Here is a 17,612-nt window from a genome sequence, read left to right as displayed (position 1 = left end):
GATACTGCCGGCATGAATGCCAGCCTGTCGCCCGCCGTCGCACTCCGGGTGTTTCTCGTCGATCACGCCATTGCCGTCCGGCAACGGATCGCGCTGCTCGTCGGCGCGATCCGCGGCGTCGTGGTCGTCGGCGAGGCGGAAGACGGCGAGGACGCACTGACGCACATCCGCGGCAGCCACGCGGACGTCGTGATCGTCGACCTGCGGCTCGCTGACGGCAGCGGTCTCGACCTGATCGGGATGCTGTCGAAGGCTGCGCCGCGGATCGTCACGATCGTGCTGACGAACCACTCGGCGCCGGCATTCAGGGAGGCATGCGCGGCGGCGGGCGCCGACTATTTCTTCGACAAGACCGCCGAATTCGACGCCGCATGCCACGTCATCGAATCCCTGGTGCGCGCTCGTGCGCACCGCCCCTGACCGAGCCGGAGTGACTCATGTCCACAGCCACCGCCTGCGCCGCCGACCCATCCGTCGCGCCTCGGCCAACGATTCCGCTTCCCGCGATCTCACGTAACGACGGCGCGAAACATCCCGCCGCGCGCTGCTCGGCTTGCCTGATGCGCTCGCTGTGCCTGCCGCCGCACCTGACCGCCGCCGAATACGGCCGACTGGACGCGATCATCTGTTCGACGCGCCAGGTTCGCCAGGGCGACGCGCTGTTCCGAACCGACGATCCGTTTCACAGCATCTACGCCGTGCGCGCGGGCTCGTTCAAGACGGTGATGATGCATCGCGACGGCCGCGAGCACGTGACCGGCTTCCAGATCGCCGGCGAAACGCTCGGCATGGACGGCATCGGCGGCGGCCAGCACTGCTGCGACGCGATCGCGCTCGAGGACAGCGTCGTGTGCGTCATCCCGTTCGGCGCACTCGAGGCGGCGTGCCGCGAAATGAAGCCGATGCAGCATTTCCTCTACCAGATGCTGAGCAGCGAGATCGTCCGCGAGTCGAGCCAGATGCTGCTGCTCGGCACGATGTCGGCCGAGCAGCGCGTCGCGCATTTCCTGCTGAACCTGTCGTCGCGCTTCGAGGCGCGCGGCTATTCGGCATCGGAATTCAACCTGCGGATGACGCGCGAGGAGATCGGCTGCTATCTCGGCATGAAGCTCGAGACCGTCAGCCGGATGTTCTCGCGATTCCATCGGGATTCACTCGTCGAAACGCGCGGCAAGCGCGTGCGGATCATCGACGCACAGGCGCTCGCGCAGGTGTGACGCACGGCGCGTCGCGCATCATTGCGCGGTGGCGCCTGGCGTAGCCGCGTGCAGTGCGACCGCTTCGGATTCGCCCGCCTGCCATGCGGACAGTGTCTGCTCGGCCCGCGTGAACACGCGGCCAAGCACGTCGACCAGGTCGTCGCCGGTGCTGCACGGCAGCGATACCGGCGAGCGGCCGCGCGTGGTCAGTTCGAGCCGCACGTCATAGGCCAGGCCGCCGTCCATGCGCGGGCGCGATTCGATCACCAGACGGCAATCCTCCAGCCGTGCGCGGAATCGTTCCAGCCGCACCAACTGCACCCCCGCTTCTGCTTCCAGCGCGGCGGAACCCGCGAATCCGACGCAGACGATCTGCATGCCCACGCCCATGGCGCTCCTCCTGACGGGGTCGCCGCTCGTCGGCGGCGTTGCCTGTTCCTGTGTCTCCGTGCCTCGGTGTCCCGCGCGCGGCACGATCCTGCTTCACGCCGCGCGATGATGGCCGCGGCGATTACTGCCCTGGCAGCGTTGCATTCGCGCCGCCATCGGCACGATGCGGTTCATACGTTGAATGTCTGCGACGCCTTCATTTCGATCCATGTCATCCCGGCCCGCAACCCTTCGATCGCCGCCTCGTGCTCGGTCGGGTACGCATGACTGTGCTCGAACGTGTGGTGAAAGCGCGCCGGCCCGTTGCCGTGCTCGACCGTCACGCGGCACCGGAATTCGCCGGATTCGCACTGCCGCGTCTCGATCTCGACCGACCAGTCGCGCTCATGAATCGTGCCTTGCAGTGTCATGCATCCTCCTGCGAAATCAGTCATCCATCCGGAAGTGACCGCTGTGCAGCAACACCGGCCGGCCGCCGATTTCGTCGAGCATCCGTCGTGCCATCGCCTCGATCGCCGACCGGTGCGCTTCGAACGCATGCAGCAAATCCCGTTCGAGCAGCGACGGCGCGCCGAAATGGTCTTCCAGCGCTTCAGCCGTGATCGCGCACTGCACGCAGCGGCCGTCGACCAGCGCCGAAAACGCCACGACCAGATCGCGTGCGCAATATTCGGGCGGTTCCGGTGGAAAGGCTATCTGCATCTGTCCGCCTGTCATCGTCGGGACGATTCATGACGTGAGCATAACGGCCCACGCCGCCGCACGCTTGACCCACGTCAACCGGCTCGCTGCGCCGCACGAGGCGGCTCACCGTCGCGCCGCCCGACAGGGTTCAGCCCGCATCCGTGTCGAGCGCCGCGCCGCGCTCCGCGAGCAATTCGCGCAGCACGCTGCGATGGCAGCGGCGCTCGTCCTCGCAGTAGCAGCCGATCGAAAACGCGCTCGTCGCCGACAGCGCGGCGAGCAGGTCCAGCACCTTCGACGCGTCGCCATGCGCCATCTCCGCGCGGAAGTGGCGCGTGAACGCGCGCCATTCGGCGTCGGTTTCGGCGGCCTGCGCCTGCGCGACCAGCTCAGGGCTCGGCGACAGCGTCGGCAGCCACACATCATAGTAGTCGCGCGATGCGAATTCCGCCTTCGGTACGCCGCGCGGCGGTCGCCGCACCGTGCCGATCCTCAGGCCCTCGCCGGCCGCGCGCGGCGTGCCGAGCCGTACGATTCGAATAGCCATGCCGCTCCTTGATCATGCGTTCGATCCGCCATCGTACCGCCGCGCCGCGGCCGCGCAAGAAAAAACCGGCTGTCTCCGCGACGGAAACAGCCGGTTTCGGCGATGCGATCGGGCGCCCGCGGGCGCGCCGTCAGACGCCGCTCTTCAGCACCTTGCCGATCGCGTCCGCGACGATGCCGACGTTCGAATCGTTCAGCCCCGCGACGCACATGCGCCCCGAGCGCAGGATGTACACGCCGTGCACTTCGCGCAGCGCTTCGACCTGCGATTCGGTCAGGCCCGTGTACGTGAACATCCCGCGCTGTTTCACGTAACGCGTCAGCGCTTCGCCGCCGACGTGGTCGCGCAGGCCGTCGTGGATCGACTGGCGCATCCGCGCGATGCGGCGGCACATCGCGGCGAGCTCTTCTTCCCACTGCTTGCGCAACGCGGGCGTGTTGAGCACGGTCGCCACGACCTTCGCGCCATAGGTTTGCGGATTGCTGTAGTTCGAGCGCACCGCGCCGGCCAGCTGGCCCAGCACGCGCTCGGCCGCGGCCGCATCCTCGCAGACGACGCTCAGGCCGCCGACGCGCTCGCCGTACAGCGAAAAGTTCTTCGAGAACGAGTTCGCGACGAGCGTCGGCACGCCGCGGCGCGCCAGTTCGCGCACCGCGAACGCGTCCGCGTCGAGGCCCGCGCCGAAGCCCTGATACGCCATGTCGACGAACGGCAGCAGCCCGCGCGCCTCGATCACGTCGATCAGCTTCTCCCACTGGCCTTCGTCGAGATCGACACCGGTCGGGTTATGGCAGCACGCGTGCAGCAACACGATGCTGCGCGCCGGCAGCGCGTCGATCGCCGCGAGCATCGCGTCGAACTTCAGGCCGCCCGTCGCTTCGTCGTAGTACGGGTACGTGTTCACCGTGAAGCCCGCACGCTCGAAGATGAAGCGGTGGTTTTCCCAGCTCGGATCGCTGAGCCACACCTGCGCGTCCGGGAAGTAGCGCTTCAGGAAATCGGCGCCCACCTTCAGCGCGCCCGAGCCGCCGAGCGTCTGCACGGTCGCGATGCGGCCGGCCGCACGCGCCGGGTGATCGGCGCCGAACACGAGCGCCTGCACGGCGTCGCGATACGCGGCAAGGCCGACCATCGGCAGATAAGGCTTCGGGCCGAGGTCGCGCTGCAGCGCGGTTTCGGCTTCGCGCACGGCACCCATCACGGGAATCCGGCCTTCGGCATCGAAATAAATGCCGATGCTCAGGTTGACCTTCTGATCGCGCGGATCTTTCTGGAAGTTCTCGTTGAGCGTCAGGATCGGATCGCCCGGGTACGCGTCGATGTGTTCGAACATGGCTATGTCGGTCTCGTTTGGAAGAATGGTCGTGATGCCCGTGTCAGCCGGCGGACGCGCCGTCGCGGATCGCGTAGCCCGCATTCTTCTGCCGGAAGCGATACCCGATCGCGAGCACCGCGAGCCATACGGGGATCAGGTACACCGACAGGCGGAGATCCGGCGTCAGGTACATCACGACGAGAATGCCGGCCATGAACGCCAGGCACAGGTAATTCGTGAAAGGATAGCCCAGACTGCGGAAGGAAGTCTGCTCTCCGGCGATGCGCTTGGCCTGGCGGAACTTCAGGTGGATCAGCGTGATCATCGCCCAGTTGATGATCAGCGCCGACACGACGAGGCCCATCAGCACCTCGAACGCCTTGCCCGGCATGAAGTAGTTGACCAGCACGCACGCGCCGGTCGCGAGCGCCGACGCGCCGAGCGCGGCGAGCGGGATGCCGCGCTTGTTCACCGAGCACAGCACCTTGGGCGCGTTGCCCTGCTTCGCGAGGCCGAACAGCATCCGGCTGTTGCTGTACACGCCGCTGTTGTAGACCGACAGCGCGGCCGTCAGCACGACCACGTTCAGCACGTTGGCGACCACGTTGCTGCTCAGCGCGTGGAAGATCAGCACGAACGGGCTGCCGCCGGTGACGACCTTTTCCCACGGATACAGCGACAGCAGCACCGCCAGCGCGCCGATGTAGAAAATCAGGATGCGGTAGATCACCTGGTTGGTCGCGCGCGGAATGCTGTGCTTCGGATCGTCGGCCTCGGCCGCGGTGATGCCGATCAGCTCCAGCCCGCCGAACGAGAACATGATCGCCGCCATCGACATCACGAGCCCCGACACGCCGTTCGGGAAAAAGCCGCCGTGCTGCCACAGGTTTGCGATGCTCGCTTCGGGACCCGCATGGCCGCTCGCGAGCAGCCAGCCGCCGAAGCCGATCATCCCGACGATCGCGGCGACCTTGATGATCGAGAACCAGAATTCGGTCTCGCCGTACGATTTCACGCTCGCCAGGTTCAGGAGGTTGATCGCGACGAAGAACACCAGCGCCGACACCCAGGTCGGCACGCCGGGCCACCAGTACTGCACGTAGATCCCGACGGCCGACAGCTCGGCCATGCTGACGAGGATGTACAGCACCCAGTAGTTCCAGCCGGACAGGAAGCCGGTGAAGTGGCCGACGTACTTGTCGGCGAAGTAGCTGAACGAGCCGGCGACCGGCTCGTCGACGACCATCTCGCCGAGCTGGCGCATGATGAAGAACGCGACGACGCCGGCCACCGCGTAGCCGAGCAGCACGGACGGGCCGGCCATCTTGATCGTCTGCGCGATGCCGAGGAACAGACCCGTGCCGAGCGCGCCGCCGAGCGCGATCAGCTGGATGTGCCGGTTCTTCAGCCCCCGCTTCAGGCCGTCCTTCTCGTTTCCAGAAACCATGTCTTCTCCATTCTGCCCGCCTCCGCCGGAAGCGGTGCGGCGCGCCTCGGTGTGCCGGGCGCTGTTTTGCTGTGCCGGCGGCCGTTCGTGGAGCCGCCGGGTTGGGGGACTGCAATCTTCGCGCGGCGACACCCGTTTCCGGTCGGCAGGCCCGCCAGACCGGCCGCCGACCGTCGCCCTCGCCCGCATTGCTGTGGGCGCACACGAAAATCCGGCGTCAGTTTAGCGTCGCGGCGGCGAAATCGGGTTGCGTAACCCGCTCATGCAAACCCTACATTATGAGATAAGATTGCATCCGGGAGACAGATGAGGAAACAAAAATGCCTGAACCGGTTCTCGATCGCATCGATCGCCACTTGCTGTCGGTGCTGCAGGAGAACGGCCGCGCGTCGAACCTCGACTTGGCGAAGGCCGTCGGCCTGTCGCCCGCGCAGACGCTGCGACGCCACCGGCGGCTGGAGGAAATCGGCGCGATCCGCCGTTACGAAACCCGTCTGTGCCCCGACACGCTCGGATTCGGCGTCACCGCGTTCGTGCACGTGACGATGGAGCGCGGGCATATCCGCGACCTGTCGAAGTTCCAGAAGCTCGTGTCGGATCTCGCGCAGATCCAGGAATGTTTCTCGGTGACGGGCGATATCGACTACGTGCTGAAGGTCGTCGCGCACGACCTGAAGGGGTTGTCCACGTTCCTGCTCGAAACGCTGATGCGGATTCCCGGCGTGAGCGGCGTGCATTCCAGCGTGTGCCTCGACGAGATCAAGTGCACGAGCGCGATGCCGGTGGAAAGCTGACACGGCGCCGCGCGACCGCCCGGTCGACGCAATGCCCGGCCGCCGCGCTCAGCGCACCGCCTCGAACGCGCTGATCAGCAGCGCGCCGCCCGCGATCACCATGCATCCCGTCGCGCGACGCGGCGTCAGCCGCTCGCCGAGATACACGCGGGCGATCAACGCCGCGAACACCACGCTCGTTTCGCGCAGCGCCGACACCGGGCCCATCGGCGCGCGATCCATCGCCCAGATCACGATCGCGTACGCAAGCGCCGCGAAGACACCGCCGCATGCGGCCTTCGCCGTTTCGCCGACATCCCGCGCGAGCCGCAGCGGCCCCGCGCGCAGCCGGTAGTACGCGGCCATCAGCAACCCCGTCAGCACGAACATCCACGCCGTATAGCCGACCGTACTGCCGCTTTCGCGCACGCCGATCCCGTCGACCACGCTGTACGCGGCGATCGATACGCCGGTGGCGAACGCGGTCGGCAACACCTGCGTCATCCGGTGCCGCGCGCCGCGGCCCCGCTCCAGCCCGATCGCCATGATGCCCGCGCAGATCAGCACGAGCCCGCATTGCGCGCCCGCGTTCAGGCGCTCGCCCGCGAACGCCGCCGCGCCGAGCGTGACGAGCAGCGGCGCGGTGCCGCGCGCGACCGGATACGCGACGGTCAGGTCGCCGTGCTCGTAAGCGCGCACCAGCAGCAGCGTATAGACGACGTGGATCACCGCCGACGCGACGACGCAAACCCAGCTCGCGGGCGTGATCGGCGCGGCGGCCGGCAGGAACAGCAGCGCGAACAGCCCGATCGCGATCTGCAGCACCGTGGCCGAGCGCAGCCGGTCGCCGCTGCTGCGCACGAGCGCATTCCACGCCGCATGCAGGAAGGCGGCGCACAGGACGGCAAACAGAACGGGGATCGGCACGCTGAACACTCGCTGACGGCCGGCAACGCGAAATCGTCGCCGCGAGCCAACCATCGTATGAATGCGTCACCCGCTTGTCAAAAAGGAACGCGGCCCGGCATCCCGGACGAACCGGCCCGCCGTGCGCCGTCGCCCGCCCCGCGCGACATCCGCGGCCATGGCCGTGCCGATCGCCGAATGTGTCGCCCGGGTTGCATCCGCTCCGTCCCTTTCCGCTTTCTTTCGCGCCGCGTCGCGCCGTAATGAAACCGATACCGCGGCGCAACCGGCGCGAAACCGCTCCGCCCCCATATCTTCATACCGAACTGTTCCAATGCCGGTGCTCTATCGCGAGCTCCGCGCCGAACCGACACGGCAACGAGGCCGCGCTCCACCATCGAAAACCTACCTGGAGTTTCCCGATGTTCCGTCAAGCCTTGCTCGTCACCGCGTGCGCCGGCGCGGCGCTTGCGCTGTTCGCCTGCGGCGGCAGCGACGATCCCTCGTCGACGCCCGCCGTGTCGTCGCAGGATGCGCTGCAGACCGCCACGCCGATCAAGCACGTCGTCGTGATCTACGGCGAGAACGTGTCGTTCGACCACTACTTCGGCACCTACCCGAACGCGTCGAACCCGTCCGGCGAACCGGCGTTCACCGCGAAGCCCGGCACGCCGACGGTCAACGGGCTGACGGGCACGCTGCTCACCGCGAACCCGAACTTCACGAACACGGCCAACGGCACCGATGCCGCGAACCCGTTCCGCCTCGACCGCACGCAAGCCGCGACCGCCGACCAGAACCACGCGTACACGGCCGAGCAGCAGGCCGAGGACAACGGCCTCGCCGACCTGTTCCCGAAATACACGGGCAAGGGCTCGTCCGGCGGCGCCGGCGCGTTCGGCACGAAGGGCCAGGTGATGGGCTACTTCGACGGCAACACCGTGACCGCGCTGTGGAACTACGCGCAGCGCTTCGCGATGAGCGACAACGCGTATACGACGGTCTACGGCCCGTCGACGCCGGGCGCGCTGAACGTCGTGTCGGGCCAAACCAACGGGATGCAGATCGTCAAGACGTCGAAGCAGCCGTCGACGCTCGCCGCCACGTCGTACTACATCAACGACGGCCAGGGCGGCTTCACGATGATCAACGACGTCGACCCCGGCTACGACGTGTGCTCGAGCACGACCGACCAGGCGATGATGAGCGGCAAGAACATCGGCGACCTGCTGAACGCCGCGAAGATCACGTGGGGCGGCTTCATGGGCGGCTTCAACCTGTCGACGACCAACAGCAACGGCACGACCGGCTGTAGCCGCAGCACCGTCGCCACCGCCGTGAACGCCGCGACGGCCGACTACATCCCGCACCACAACTGGTTCCAGTACTACGCGTCGACCGCCAACCCGCAGCACACGCGGCCGAGCGCGGTCGCGGCGATCGGTTCGAGCTTCGAAGCCGACGGCAAGACGGCCGAACCGGCGAACCACCAGTACGACAGCGACGACTTCTTCGCGGCCGTGAAGGCCGGCAACTTCCCGTCGGTCAGCTTCCTGAAGGCACCGGCCGCGCAGGACGCGCACGCGGGCTATTCGGATCCACTCGACGAGCAGGCGTTCGTGACGAAGGTCGTCAACTTCCTGCAACAGCAGCCGGACTGGCAGAACACGGCCGTGATCGTCACCTACGACGACTCGGACGGCTGGTACGACCACGCATACACGGCGCCGACGCATTCGTCGTCCGACGCGATCGACCAGTTGAACGGCAACGGCGTGTGCGGCTCGGGCGGCACCACCGGCGTGAACGGCGGCACGGTGAACGGCCGATGCGGTCCGGGTGTGCGCATCCCGCTCGTCGTGATCTCGCCGTACGCGAAGCAGAACTACGTCGACCACACGATGCTCGACCAGGCATCCGTCGTGCGCTTCATCGAGGACAACTGGCTCGGCGGCCAGCGCATCGGCGGCGGTTCGTTCGATGCGACGGCAGGCGACCTGCGCGGGCTGTTCGACTTCTCGTCGAAGCCGAATACGGCGCCGCTGTATCTCGATCCGACGCAAGGCACCGTGCTGAGCGCGGCGCCGTCGATCTGACCGGCCTCGCGTAACGGGCAGCAGCAGGCCGGCGCATCGTGCGCCGGCCGTTTCCGTTTGACGCGCCGCTGTGACGCGGCGCCCGACTTTCGACCGACAGCATGACCGCTCGTCCCGCGTTCCCGTCTCCCGACGCATCCGGCGCCGCCGCGCCGCGCTCCCCTGCCCGCGCGGTGCGCCGCGCGGCGTTCGCGCTCGGCGCGGCCGTACTCGGCTACGGCGCATTCGCGATCGCGTTTCCGGCCCGCACGCCGGCGGCGATCGGCGACGTCGTCGCCGACTGGACGGGCGCGAATCCGCATCCGGTCGTGTTGCAGCGCCCGGCCGCGCAGCCGCTCTCTGCCGTCGCGCAGCTCGGGCGTGCGCTGTTCGCCGATCCGTCGCTGTCGGCATCCGGCAAGCAGTCGTGCGCGTCGTGCCACAGCCCCGACCATGCGTACGGGCCGCCGAACGGGCTCGACGTGCAGCCGGGCGGCCTCGCGATGACACAGCAGGGCTACCGCCCGCCGCCGTCGCTGATGTATCTGTATCGCCAGCCGAACTTCAGCATCGGCCCCGATGCGGGCGAAAACGACGCCGCGCCGAGCGTCGCGCAGCAGGCTGCATCGGCGGCCGGGGTCGTCAAGGCGCAAAAGGTGGCCGGCGCGTCGGCCGCGCCGCAGCTCGTGCCGCAGGGCGGGATGTTCTGGGACGGCCGCGCCGATACGCTGCAGCAGCAGGCGTTCGGGCCGCTGCTGAACCCGGTCGAGATGGCGAATGCGGGCATCGACGATGTCGCGCGCAAACTCGCGCAGTCGTCGCATCGCGCGCAGTTCGAGCAGCTGTTCGGCGCGCGCGTGTTCTCCAGCCCGCGGCTTCTGGTGTCGGAGGCGATGTTCGCGATCGCGCGCTATCAGGTCGAGGATCCGTCGTTTCATCCGTACGACAGCAAGTACGACCGCTGGCTCGAAGGCCGTGCGCGCTTGACTCAGGCCGAATTGCGCGGGCTGCGGCTCTTCAACGATCCGGACAAGGCGAATTGCGCGGGCTGCCACTTGTCGAAGCCCGGCAAGGACGGCTTGCCGCCGATGTTTACCGACTACCAGTACGAAGCGCTCGGCGCGCCGCGCAACATGGCGCTCGCGCAGAACCGCAACCCGGCGTTCCACGATCTCGGTGTGTGCGGGCCGTTCCGCGAGGATCTCAAGGACCAGACGCAGTACTGCGCGATGTTCCTGACGCCGACGCTGCGCAACGCGGCGACGCGCCACGTGTTCTTCCACAACGGCGTGTTCCACACGCTCGACCAGGTGATGGCGTTCTACAACGAGCGCAGCATCTCGCCGCAAAAGTTCTATTCGCGCGGCGCGGACGGCAAGGTCGACGAATACGACGACATTCCGCCGAAGTACCGCGCGAACGTCGACGTGACCGATGCGCCGTTCGACCGCAAACCCGGTGACAAGCCCGCGATGACCGCGCAGGACATCAAGGATATCGAAGCGTTTCTCGGCACGCTGACCGACGCGCCGGCACGCTGAGCATCGGCGGGCCGCCGCGCGTCGTCAGCGGCGCGCGCGGATGCAGAGGAACGCCGGAGCCAGCGACAGCTCCGCATGGAGCCGCTCCGACACGGCCTTCATCGCCGGCAGCGGCTTCGGTTCGACGAACCGGTCGAGCCGCCAGTCGGCGTCGGCGAGCGCGTTCAGGATGTCGGCAAGCGGCCGGCGCCGGGCGCCTGCGCGGAAGCCGGGAAACGGCAAGGACGGCGTGCGCCGGCTACCGCGCCGCCGTCGCCGGCGTGCCGATGGTTGCGGCGGCATCCATCCGCCGCTCCGCCAGTTGCTGCGCGAATCGATACGCAACGAGCGAGCCGGCCACGGCGAGCAGCATCGGCACCAGGCTGTCGTGATTCACACGCGTGAACTCGAGCAGCAGCACGACGGCCGTGATCGGCATCTGCATCGACGCGGCAAGGAACGCGGTCGCGCCGATCAGCGCGCATCCGCCGATCGACGCGCCCGGCCACGCGAGACTCCACACCCCGCCGAGCACGACGCCCAGCAGCGCACCGTTCGCGAGTCCCGGCGTCAGGAGCCCGCCCTCCGCCCCCGCGCGCAGGCTGCCCGCCTCGATCAGCACCTTCAGCACGAGCAGCGTCGCCGCGACGCCGATCGTCAGCGTGCCGTCGAAGCCCAGCGAAGCCGGCCCCTTGCCATTGCCGAGCAGCTGCGGAAACCACATCGCGAGCACGCCGATGACCGCGAAGTTGACCAGCGCGATCACGGGGAGCAGGCGACCCTTCGGCGCATCCGCCCGCGCGCGAGTCGTGAGCCGCACGAAGCCGTAGGCGGCAAAACCGAACAGCGGCCCGCAGACGATCGACCACGCGACCAGCGGCGCGCTCAGCGCGAACGCAGGCACCGTGTACTGATGTTCGTTGCCGAGCCCGATCCATGCGACGGCCGCCGCGATCGCCGACGTGACGACGGCCACCGCCAGCGCGCGCAGTTCGAACGTGCCGAGCAGCACTTCGAGCACGAACACGGCACCGCCGAGCGGCACGTTGTAGACGGCCGCGAGGCCGGCGCCCGCGCCGCACGCGACCATCAGCCGGCAATCGGCGGGCGTGAGCCCCGCGCGATGCGCGAGCCGCCCGGCCAGCAGCGAGCCGATCTCGCGCGGTGCGACTTCGCGGCCGAGCGGCGAACCGAGCGCGACGGTGACGATCTGGAGCAGCGCATGCACCGTCGTGCTGACGAACGGCATCCGCGGATCGGCGGCGCGAACGGCCCGGCGGATGCTGACGAGCGGTTGGCCGAACCGGTAAAGCGCCCACCAGCCGCCGCCCGCGACGAGCCCGCAGACGACGAGCACCGCGAGCCGGCGCAGCGGCTCGACGCCGGTCACGCCCGTGAGGAAGCTCTCGGTCCCGACGACGTGCGCCAGGCTGTAGCCGTAGGCCACATGCTGGATCGCGTGCAGCAGCAGCGCGAGCAGCATAGCGCCGACACCCGCGCCGACGCCGGTCAGGACCGTGACGGCAGCCATCCGCGCGAACGGGCTGGCCGACGGCGAAGACGAAGCGGGAGCGGACGGGAGATCGAGGCGCATGAGGTCGGCGAACGAGAATCGACAAAACGGCGCGCACCATGCACGCCGCCGTCAGGACGGAATCGTAGGCTTCGGCCTCTCATGAGACAAACGTATTTTTCTGATCAACTCATGCATTTTCCGAATGCCCGAGCGGCGGCGACCCATGGCGGTGCGCGCCGCCGCCACCCCGATCGCACTACTCCGGATACGTGATGCGCTCCGGCTCCCGCCGCATGATCACTTTCCCGTGGCGCACCGACAGCGTGGCCTTCGCCTGCCGGCGCACGGCTTCGTAGTCGCTGTCCGCGTCGAGCACGACCAGATTCGCCGGCCGTCCGACCGCGATGCCGTAGCCGTCGCCGAGATGCATCGTCGTCGCGCCGTGATCGGTCACGAAGTCGAGGCAGCGCTGCAGGTCCTGGTAGCCCATCATGTGGCAGATGTGCAGCCCGGCGTCGAGCACGCGCAGGATGTTGCCGTTGCCGAGCGGATACCACGGATCCTTGATCGAATCCTGTCCGAAACACACGTTCAGGCCCGCGCGGTCGAGTTCCGCGACGCGCGTGACGCCCCGCCGCTTCGGAAACGTGTCGAAGCGCCCCTGCAAATGGATGCTCTCGGTCGGGCACGACACGAAGTTCAGGCCCGCGCGCTTGAGCAGCCGGAACAGCTTCGAGCAATACGCGTTGTCGTACGAACCCATCGCGGTCGTGTGGCTCGCCGTCACGCGCGTGCCCATCCCGCGCACGCGCGCTTCTTCCGCGAGCACTTCCAGAAAGCGCGACTGCGGATCGTCGGTCTCGTCGCAGTGCACGTCGACGAGGCAGCCGGTGCGCTCGGCCAGTTCCATCAGGAAGCGGATCGAGCTGACGCCCTGCTCGCGCGTGTTCTCGAAATGCGGAATGCCGCCGACGACGTCCGCGCCCAGCTCGATCGCCTGCTCCATCAGCGCGCGGCCGCCGTCGAACGACTCGATGCCTTCCTGCGGAAACGCGACGATCTGCAGGTCGATCAGCCCGCGCGCCTCGTCCTTCACTTCGAGCATCGCCTTCAGCGCGGCCAGCGTCGGATCGGTGACGTCGACATGGGTGCGCACGTGCTGGATGCCGTGATCGCGCAGCATGCCGATCGCCGCATGCGCGCGCGTCTTCGTGTCCGCATGCGTGATCGTCGCCTTGCGCTCGGACCAGCGCTCGATTCCCTCGAACAGCGTGCCGCTCATGTTCCAGGCCGGCTCGCCGGCCGTGAGCACCGCGTCGAGATGGATGTGCGGTTCGACGAGCGGAGCAATCGCGAGCCGGCCGCCCGCATCGACATCGCCGGCGCCGACGGCGGCCACCGGCGCGGCTTGCGCGTCGAGCCGCGCGATCCTGTCGCCGTCGATGCCGATCGTGAACAGCCCGTCGCGACCGCGCAGGCGTGCATTGAAGAGGTTCATGTGGGTCCAGGCGTCATGCGGCGCCAGCGCGCCGCGTGGTGGGGAAAACCGGCTCCGGCGATGCGTGCCGCGCTTAGTTGAAATCCTCGATCGTCAGGCCGGTGGCCGCGCGCATCTCGTCGTTCGTCACGTCGCGCACGTGCTTGCCGAACGTCCACACATGCCGGCCGGGATCGCGCGCGCGATACATGCGATCGCCGTAGAACTGGTCGGCCGGCGCCTGCAGGATCTCCGCGCCGGCCGCACGCGCGCGCTCGCAGTGCGCGTCGATGTCCGCGTCGTCGGGAAGGTGCACGTGGACGTGCTGCGTGTTGCGATCGCCGATGTCTTCCGGCGACGCGATGAAGTCGGCCCATGCGCCGCCGATCATGACGAGACCGTCGCCGAACTTCATTTCGGCATGCGCGATGTCGCCTTCCGGCGTGGTGACGACGATCGAGCGCTCGAAGCCGAATGCGCGTTCGAGCCATGCCAGCGCGGCTTTCGGGTTGCGGTAGCACAGCGCGGAACTGAACGACGGACGGCGAGGCGTGGTCATCGGATGTCTCCGGATCTCGGCATGGGTCCGCCCATTCTCCACGCGCGCGGCGCGGCAATCAACTCCCGGACCGATGACGCACGTGTTGTCAATGCGCGACACGGCGAACGCCGCTGGCCCGCATCTCGCGTCGCGGCGTCGACGAAAACTCACGCCATCCGGCCTCCGCATCGATTTGTGAACGCCGTGTGACGCACTCTTGCGCAACTCGCAACGGTGCGCTCGCGCGCCGGCGGCCGCAATCGCGCGACCCCGCCCCTACACTGGCGCCGAACTTTGGTCACTCGTCCCACACGCAGGAGCAGTTACATGAACAAAACCCTGATTGCCGCCGCAGCCGCCACCGCGCTGTTCGCCCCGCTCGCGCATGCACAGAGCTCGGTCACGCTGTATGGCCTGATCGATGCCGGCATCGCGTACACGAACAACGCGGGCGGCGCATCTCTGTGGCGCATGACCAGCGGCACCGTCAACGGCAGCCGCTTCGGCCTGCGCGGCACGGAAGATCTCGGCGGCGGCGTGAAGGCGCTGTTCGTCCTCGAGAACGGCTTCAACGTCAACAACGGCGCGCTCGGCCAGGACGGCAAGCTGTTCGGCCGCCACGCGTACGTCGGCCTGACCAGCAGCGGCTACGGCACGCTGACGCTCGGCCGCCAGTACGACACGATGGTCGACTTCGTCGCGCCGCTGTCCGCGACGTCCGGCGACTTCGGCGATGCCGGCTTCGCGCACCCGTTCGACAACGACAACCTGAACCACTCGGTGCGCATCAACAACGCGGTGAAGTACACGAGCGACACGATCGCGGGCTTCAAGGTCGGCGCGCTGTACGGCTTCTCGAACTCGACGAACTTCGCCGGCAACCGTGCGTACAGCGTCGCGGCGAGCTACACGAACGGCCCGCTGAAGCTGGCCGGCGCTTACCTGCAGATGAACGGCACGAAGGGCTCGACGAGCGCGAGCCCGGGCGCGACGGACGTGGCCGAAGCGAAGAGCGTGAGCCAGGGCGGCTGGTCGGTGGGCGCGGACCGCATGCGCAGCTACGGCGGCGGCGTCAGCTACGTGTTCGGTCCGGCGACGGTCGGCTTCGTCTATACGCGTTCGCAGTACGACAACTCGGGCTCGTTCGGTTCCACCGGCCAGGTCGCGTTCAACAACTACGACGTGAACGTGCGCTACGCGGTGACGCCGGCCATCAGCCTCGGCGCCGCATACGTGTACACGGACGCCAGCGTGTCGAACCCGGACAGCAAGCACGGCACCGATCCGAAGTGGCACCAGGTCGACCTGCAGGCGGTGTACAAGCTGTCGCGCCGCACCGATCTGTACGCGGAAGCGATGTATCAGCACGCGTCGGGCCGCGGCTACCAGGCGTTCATCAACACGTCGGGCGGCGCATCGAGCACCGCGAACCAGATCGTCGGCACGATCGGCATGCGCACGCGCTTCTGAGTTCGGCGCCGCAGGACCGCACGTCGCCCGCCTGCCGCGAACCTGTCTTGACGGACGGGTTCGTGCAACGCGGGCGACATGCGTCAATGTTGTTCCATCTGGAAATCTGCTTGCCTGGAATCGGGGTTTTTGCGCCCGCGTGCGCTGCATAGACTGGCATCGATGGTTCGGATCACACATCGATCGCCGGACCGGCCTCACACCCCGCCTACAGGAGAACATCGTGAAATCGCTCGTCGTTACCGCCGCCGCTGCCGTCCTGCTTGCCGCACCGGCCCTGTCGTTCGCTCAGTCCGCCAAGTCGCCCGTCACGCGCGCGCAGGTGCTGCAGGAGCTCTACGACCTCGAATCGGTCGGCTACAACCCGTCGCTCGGCGACGCCGGCAACTATCCGGACGACATCATGGCCGCGCAGGAACGCCTGGCGGCAAAACGGCTCGCCGAACACAAGGCCGCGCATGCCGCATATGGCCCGGCCGGTGCGGGCGCAACCGAATCGGGCGTGGCCGTCAAGCCCGCGCTCTGAATGCATGACGCCACGTCGCGCCCACATGACACGTGTCCTGCGGGCGCGGCGGAGTTCGCGTGAACCGGTCCGTGACGACGGATGCGGCCGGACCGCGTGCCGTCGGGCACGCGGTCATCTCTTTACGTAGTCGCGTATTCGGCGTATTCGCCCTCAGGCGGCCTGCGGTTCCCGCTCGATCGCGTTCAGCATCTCGACGTCGTGCGCGATCATTCCCGGCACCTGCGCACGCAGCATCTCGACCCAGGTGCGCACCTTCGCGTCGACGAAGCGGCGCGACGGATACAGCGCATACACGTTCATTTTCTGCAGGATGTGACCGGGCAGCACACGCACGAGCGTGCCCTCCTGCAACGCGTCGATCGCCGCGTACAGCGGCAGCATGCCGATCCCGATGCCGTCGCGAATCGCGAGCGCGAGCGATTCCGCCGTGTTGGTCTGCACCGGCCCCGCGACATGGATCTGCTCGACGCCCTCGGCGCCTTCGAGCACCCATTCGTGGGTCGGAAACGCCGGCGTGCAGAGCGTCAGGCACGCATGCGCGCCGAGATCCTGCGGCCGCGCCGGCGTGCCATGACGCTTCACATACTCCGGCGACGCGCACAGGATGCTGAAGGTCGAACCGAGCAGATGCGATACGAGCTCCGAATCGGGCAGCGACGACGCGGTCACGACCGCCATGTCGCTCGTGCCGTCGAACAGGTCGGGCATGCGCTGCGACAGCGACAGCTCGATCGATACGTCCGGATATTGCGTGTGATAGCGCGTGAGCGCGGGCATCACGTAGTGATGGCCGACGCTCGCGAAGCTGTGCATGCGCAGCACGCCGGCCGGCCGCTCGTGCGCGCAGCTCGCCTCTTCCTCGGCGCGATCGACGTCGGCGAGGATCTGGCGGCAGCGCCGCAGATAACTTTCGCCGGCCGACGTCAGCGCGAGGCGGCGCGTCGAGCGATTCATCAGACGGGTGCGCAGGCGCGCCTCGAGTTCCGACACCGCGCGCGACATCGCGCCCGTCGTCGAATTCAGCGATTGCGCGGCCGCGGTGAAACTGCCCGTCTCGACGACGCGCGTAAACACCCGCATGTTTTGTAGGGTATCCATTCCTGTGAGCCACCTGTAGCGGAGCCGCTATTTTCCTCCAGCGGATGCGACAGATTGTTACGCGCCCTGCAACTATCGTTTCCCTGCAGCTGCGTTAATGCCCGCGCGCCGCACTCCTACAATCG

18 protein-coding genes and 1 pseudogene are annotated in these 17,612 nt (G+C 67.9%); 7 read left to right on the top strand and 12 right to left on the bottom strand.

The window, feature by feature from the left end:
• The first annotated feature begins 12 nt into the window (after nucleotides 1-12).
• Together WS49_RS06045 and WS49_RS06040 are read left to right on the top strand one after the other, a co-directional pair.
• On the top strand, nucleotides 13-420 hold the full coding sequence (locus WS49_RS06045) for a response regulator transcription factor (protein ID WP_059525377.1): 408 nt from the start codon (nucleotides 13-15) through the stop codon (nucleotides 418-420).
• A gap of 17 nt (nucleotides 421-437) precedes the next feature.
• Nucleotides 438-1,217: a helix-turn-helix domain-containing protein gene (locus tag WS49_RS06040; RefSeq protein ID WP_059525375.1), complete on the top strand. Its 780-nt coding sequence runs from the start codon at nucleotides 438-440 to the stop codon at nucleotides 1,215-1,217.
• Between the two features lie 18 nt (nucleotides 1,218-1,235).
• On the opposite strand, the gene WS49_RS06035 is transcribed toward WS49_RS06040, so the two are convergent.
• The 6 genes from WS49_RS06035 to WS49_RS06010 all read right to left on the bottom strand — a co-directional run bounded on the left by WS49_RS06035 (nucleotide 1,236) and on the right by WS49_RS06010 (nucleotide 5,582).
• Nucleotides 1,236-1,589, bottom strand: coding sequence for a hypothetical protein (locus tag WS49_RS06035; protein WP_059525373.1), 354 nt, complete (start codon nucleotides 1,587-1,589; stop codon nucleotides 1,236-1,238).
• Between the two features lie 170 nt (nucleotides 1,590-1,759).
• A complete protein-coding gene (locus WS49_RS06030) occupies nucleotides 1,760-1,999 on the bottom strand; it encodes a hypothetical protein (RefSeq protein ID WP_059525371.1) in 240 nt (79 codons plus the stop codon).
• A 16-nt stretch (nucleotides 2,000-2,015) separates the two neighbouring features.
• Entirely contained in the window at nucleotides 2,016-2,306 is a 291-nt protein-coding gene (locus tag WS49_RS06025) for a DUF1488 domain-containing protein (RefSeq protein ID WP_059525369.1), read from the bottom strand.
• 115 nt (nucleotides 2,307-2,421) lie between these two features.
• Nucleotides 2,422-2,820 carry a DUF488 domain-containing protein gene (locus WS49_RS06020; protein WP_059525367.1) on the bottom strand — a complete coding sequence of 133 codons (399 nt, stop codon included), beginning with the start codon at nucleotides 2,818-2,820 and terminating at the stop codon, nucleotides 2,422-2,424.
• A gap of 130 nt (nucleotides 2,821-2,950) precedes the next feature.
• Nucleotides 2,951-4,153, bottom strand: a complete 1,203-nt coding sequence (locus tag WS49_RS06015; protein WP_059525365.1) for an amino acid aminotransferase — start codon at nucleotides 4,151-4,153, stop codon at nucleotides 2,951-2,953.
• A gap of 43 nt (nucleotides 4,154-4,196) precedes the next feature.
• Nucleotides 4,197-5,582, bottom strand: a complete 1,386-nt coding sequence (locus WS49_RS06010; protein ID WP_059525363.1) for an amino acid permease — start codon at nucleotides 5,580-5,582, stop codon at nucleotides 4,197-4,199.
• Between the two features lie 320 nt (nucleotides 5,583-5,902).
• Here WS49_RS06010 and WS49_RS06005 point away from each other — a divergent pair, with 320 nt between their 5' ends.
• Nucleotides 5,903-6,376 carry an Lrp/AsnC family transcriptional regulator gene (locus WS49_RS06005; protein ID WP_006479071.1) on the top strand — a complete coding sequence of 158 codons (474 nt, stop codon included), beginning with the start codon at nucleotides 5,903-5,905 and terminating at the stop codon, nucleotides 6,374-6,376.
• A gap of 48 nt (nucleotides 6,377-6,424) precedes the next feature.
• Here WS49_RS06005 and WS49_RS06000 read toward each other — a convergent pair whose 3' ends face one another.
• On the bottom strand, nucleotides 6,425-7,336 hold the full coding sequence (locus tag WS49_RS06000; protein ID WP_059525361.1) for an EamA family transporter: 912 nt from the start codon (nucleotides 7,334-7,336) through the stop codon (nucleotides 6,425-6,427).
• Nucleotides 7,337-7,683: 347 nt separating this feature from the next.
• Between WS49_RS06000 and WS49_RS05995 the strand changes: the two genes are divergently transcribed.
• Both WS49_RS05995 and WS49_RS05990 read left to right on the top strand, forming a co-directional pair.
• The gene (locus tag WS49_RS05995) at nucleotides 7,684-9,357 is read left to right on the top strand and encodes a phospholipase C (RefSeq protein WP_059525359.1); all 1,674 of its coding nucleotides are present in this window, start codon (nucleotides 7,684-7,686) and stop codon (nucleotides 9,355-9,357) included.
• A 101-nt stretch (nucleotides 9,358-9,458) separates the two neighbouring features.
• On the top strand, nucleotides 9,459-10,877 hold the full coding sequence (locus tag WS49_RS05990) for a cytochrome-c peroxidase (RefSeq protein WP_059525357.1): 1,419 nt from the start codon (nucleotides 9,459-9,461) through the stop codon (nucleotides 10,875-10,877).
• Between the two features lie 24 nt (nucleotides 10,878-10,901).
• On the opposite strand, the pseudogene WS49_RS05985 reads toward WS49_RS05990, so the two are convergent.
• From WS49_RS05985 to WS49_RS05970, 4 genes and pseudogenes are all read right to left on the bottom strand, one after another.
• Nucleotides 10,902-11,072 (bottom strand): annotated as a pseudogene (locus tag WS49_RS05985) (SAM-dependent methyltransferase); the annotation flags it as partial.
• A 43-nt stretch (nucleotides 11,073-11,115) separates the two neighbouring features.
• Complete coding sequence (locus tag WS49_RS05980) at nucleotides 11,116-12,450, bottom strand: chloride channel protein (protein ID WP_059525353.1); 1,335 nt, start codon at nucleotides 12,448-12,450, stop codon at nucleotides 11,116-11,118.
• Between the two features lie 178 nt (nucleotides 12,451-12,628).
• The gene (gene codA / locus WS49_RS05975) at nucleotides 12,629-13,870 is read right to left on the bottom strand and encodes a cytosine deaminase (RefSeq protein ID WP_059525351.1); all 1,242 of its coding nucleotides are present in this window, start codon (nucleotides 13,868-13,870) and stop codon (nucleotides 12,629-12,631) included.
• A 73-nt stretch (nucleotides 13,871-13,943) separates the two neighbouring features.
• Nucleotides 13,944-14,408 carry a VOC family protein gene (locus tag WS49_RS05970; protein WP_059525349.1) on the bottom strand — a complete coding sequence of 155 codons (465 nt, stop codon included), beginning with the start codon at nucleotides 14,406-14,408 and terminating at the stop codon, nucleotides 13,944-13,946.
• A gap of 309 nt (nucleotides 14,409-14,717) precedes the next feature.
• Between WS49_RS05970 and WS49_RS05965 the strand changes: the two genes are divergently transcribed.
• Nucleotides 14,718-15,860 (top strand): porin, encoded by a 1,143-nt coding sequence (locus WS49_RS05965; protein WP_059525347.1) that lies wholly within the window; start codon nucleotides 14,718-14,720, stop codon nucleotides 15,858-15,860.
• Between the two features lie 223 nt (nucleotides 15,861-16,083).
• Nucleotides 16,084-16,386: a DUF4148 domain-containing protein gene (locus WS49_RS05960; RefSeq protein WP_059525344.1), complete on the top strand. Its 303-nt coding sequence runs from the start codon at nucleotides 16,084-16,086 to the stop codon at nucleotides 16,384-16,386.
• A 153-nt stretch (nucleotides 16,387-16,539) separates the two neighbouring features.
• Here the strand turns inward: WS49_RS05960 and WS49_RS05955 are convergent, their stop codons facing one another.
• Entirely contained in the window at nucleotides 16,540-17,487 is a 948-nt protein-coding gene (locus tag WS49_RS05955; protein WP_059525343.1) for a LysR family transcriptional regulator, read from the bottom strand.
• Nucleotides 17,488-17,612: the final 125 nt, after the last annotated feature.

Origin of the sequence: Burkholderia sp. RF7-non_BP4 (genome assembly GCF_001521935.1) — a bacterium.
In the GTDB taxonomy this organism is placed as follows: Bacteria; Pseudomonadota; Gammaproteobacteria; order Burkholderiales; family Burkholderiaceae; genus Burkholderia; species Burkholderia diffusa.
Note: the sequence above shows the minus strand (reverse complement) of the source record. Positions and strands in the feature narration are given on the sequence as shown.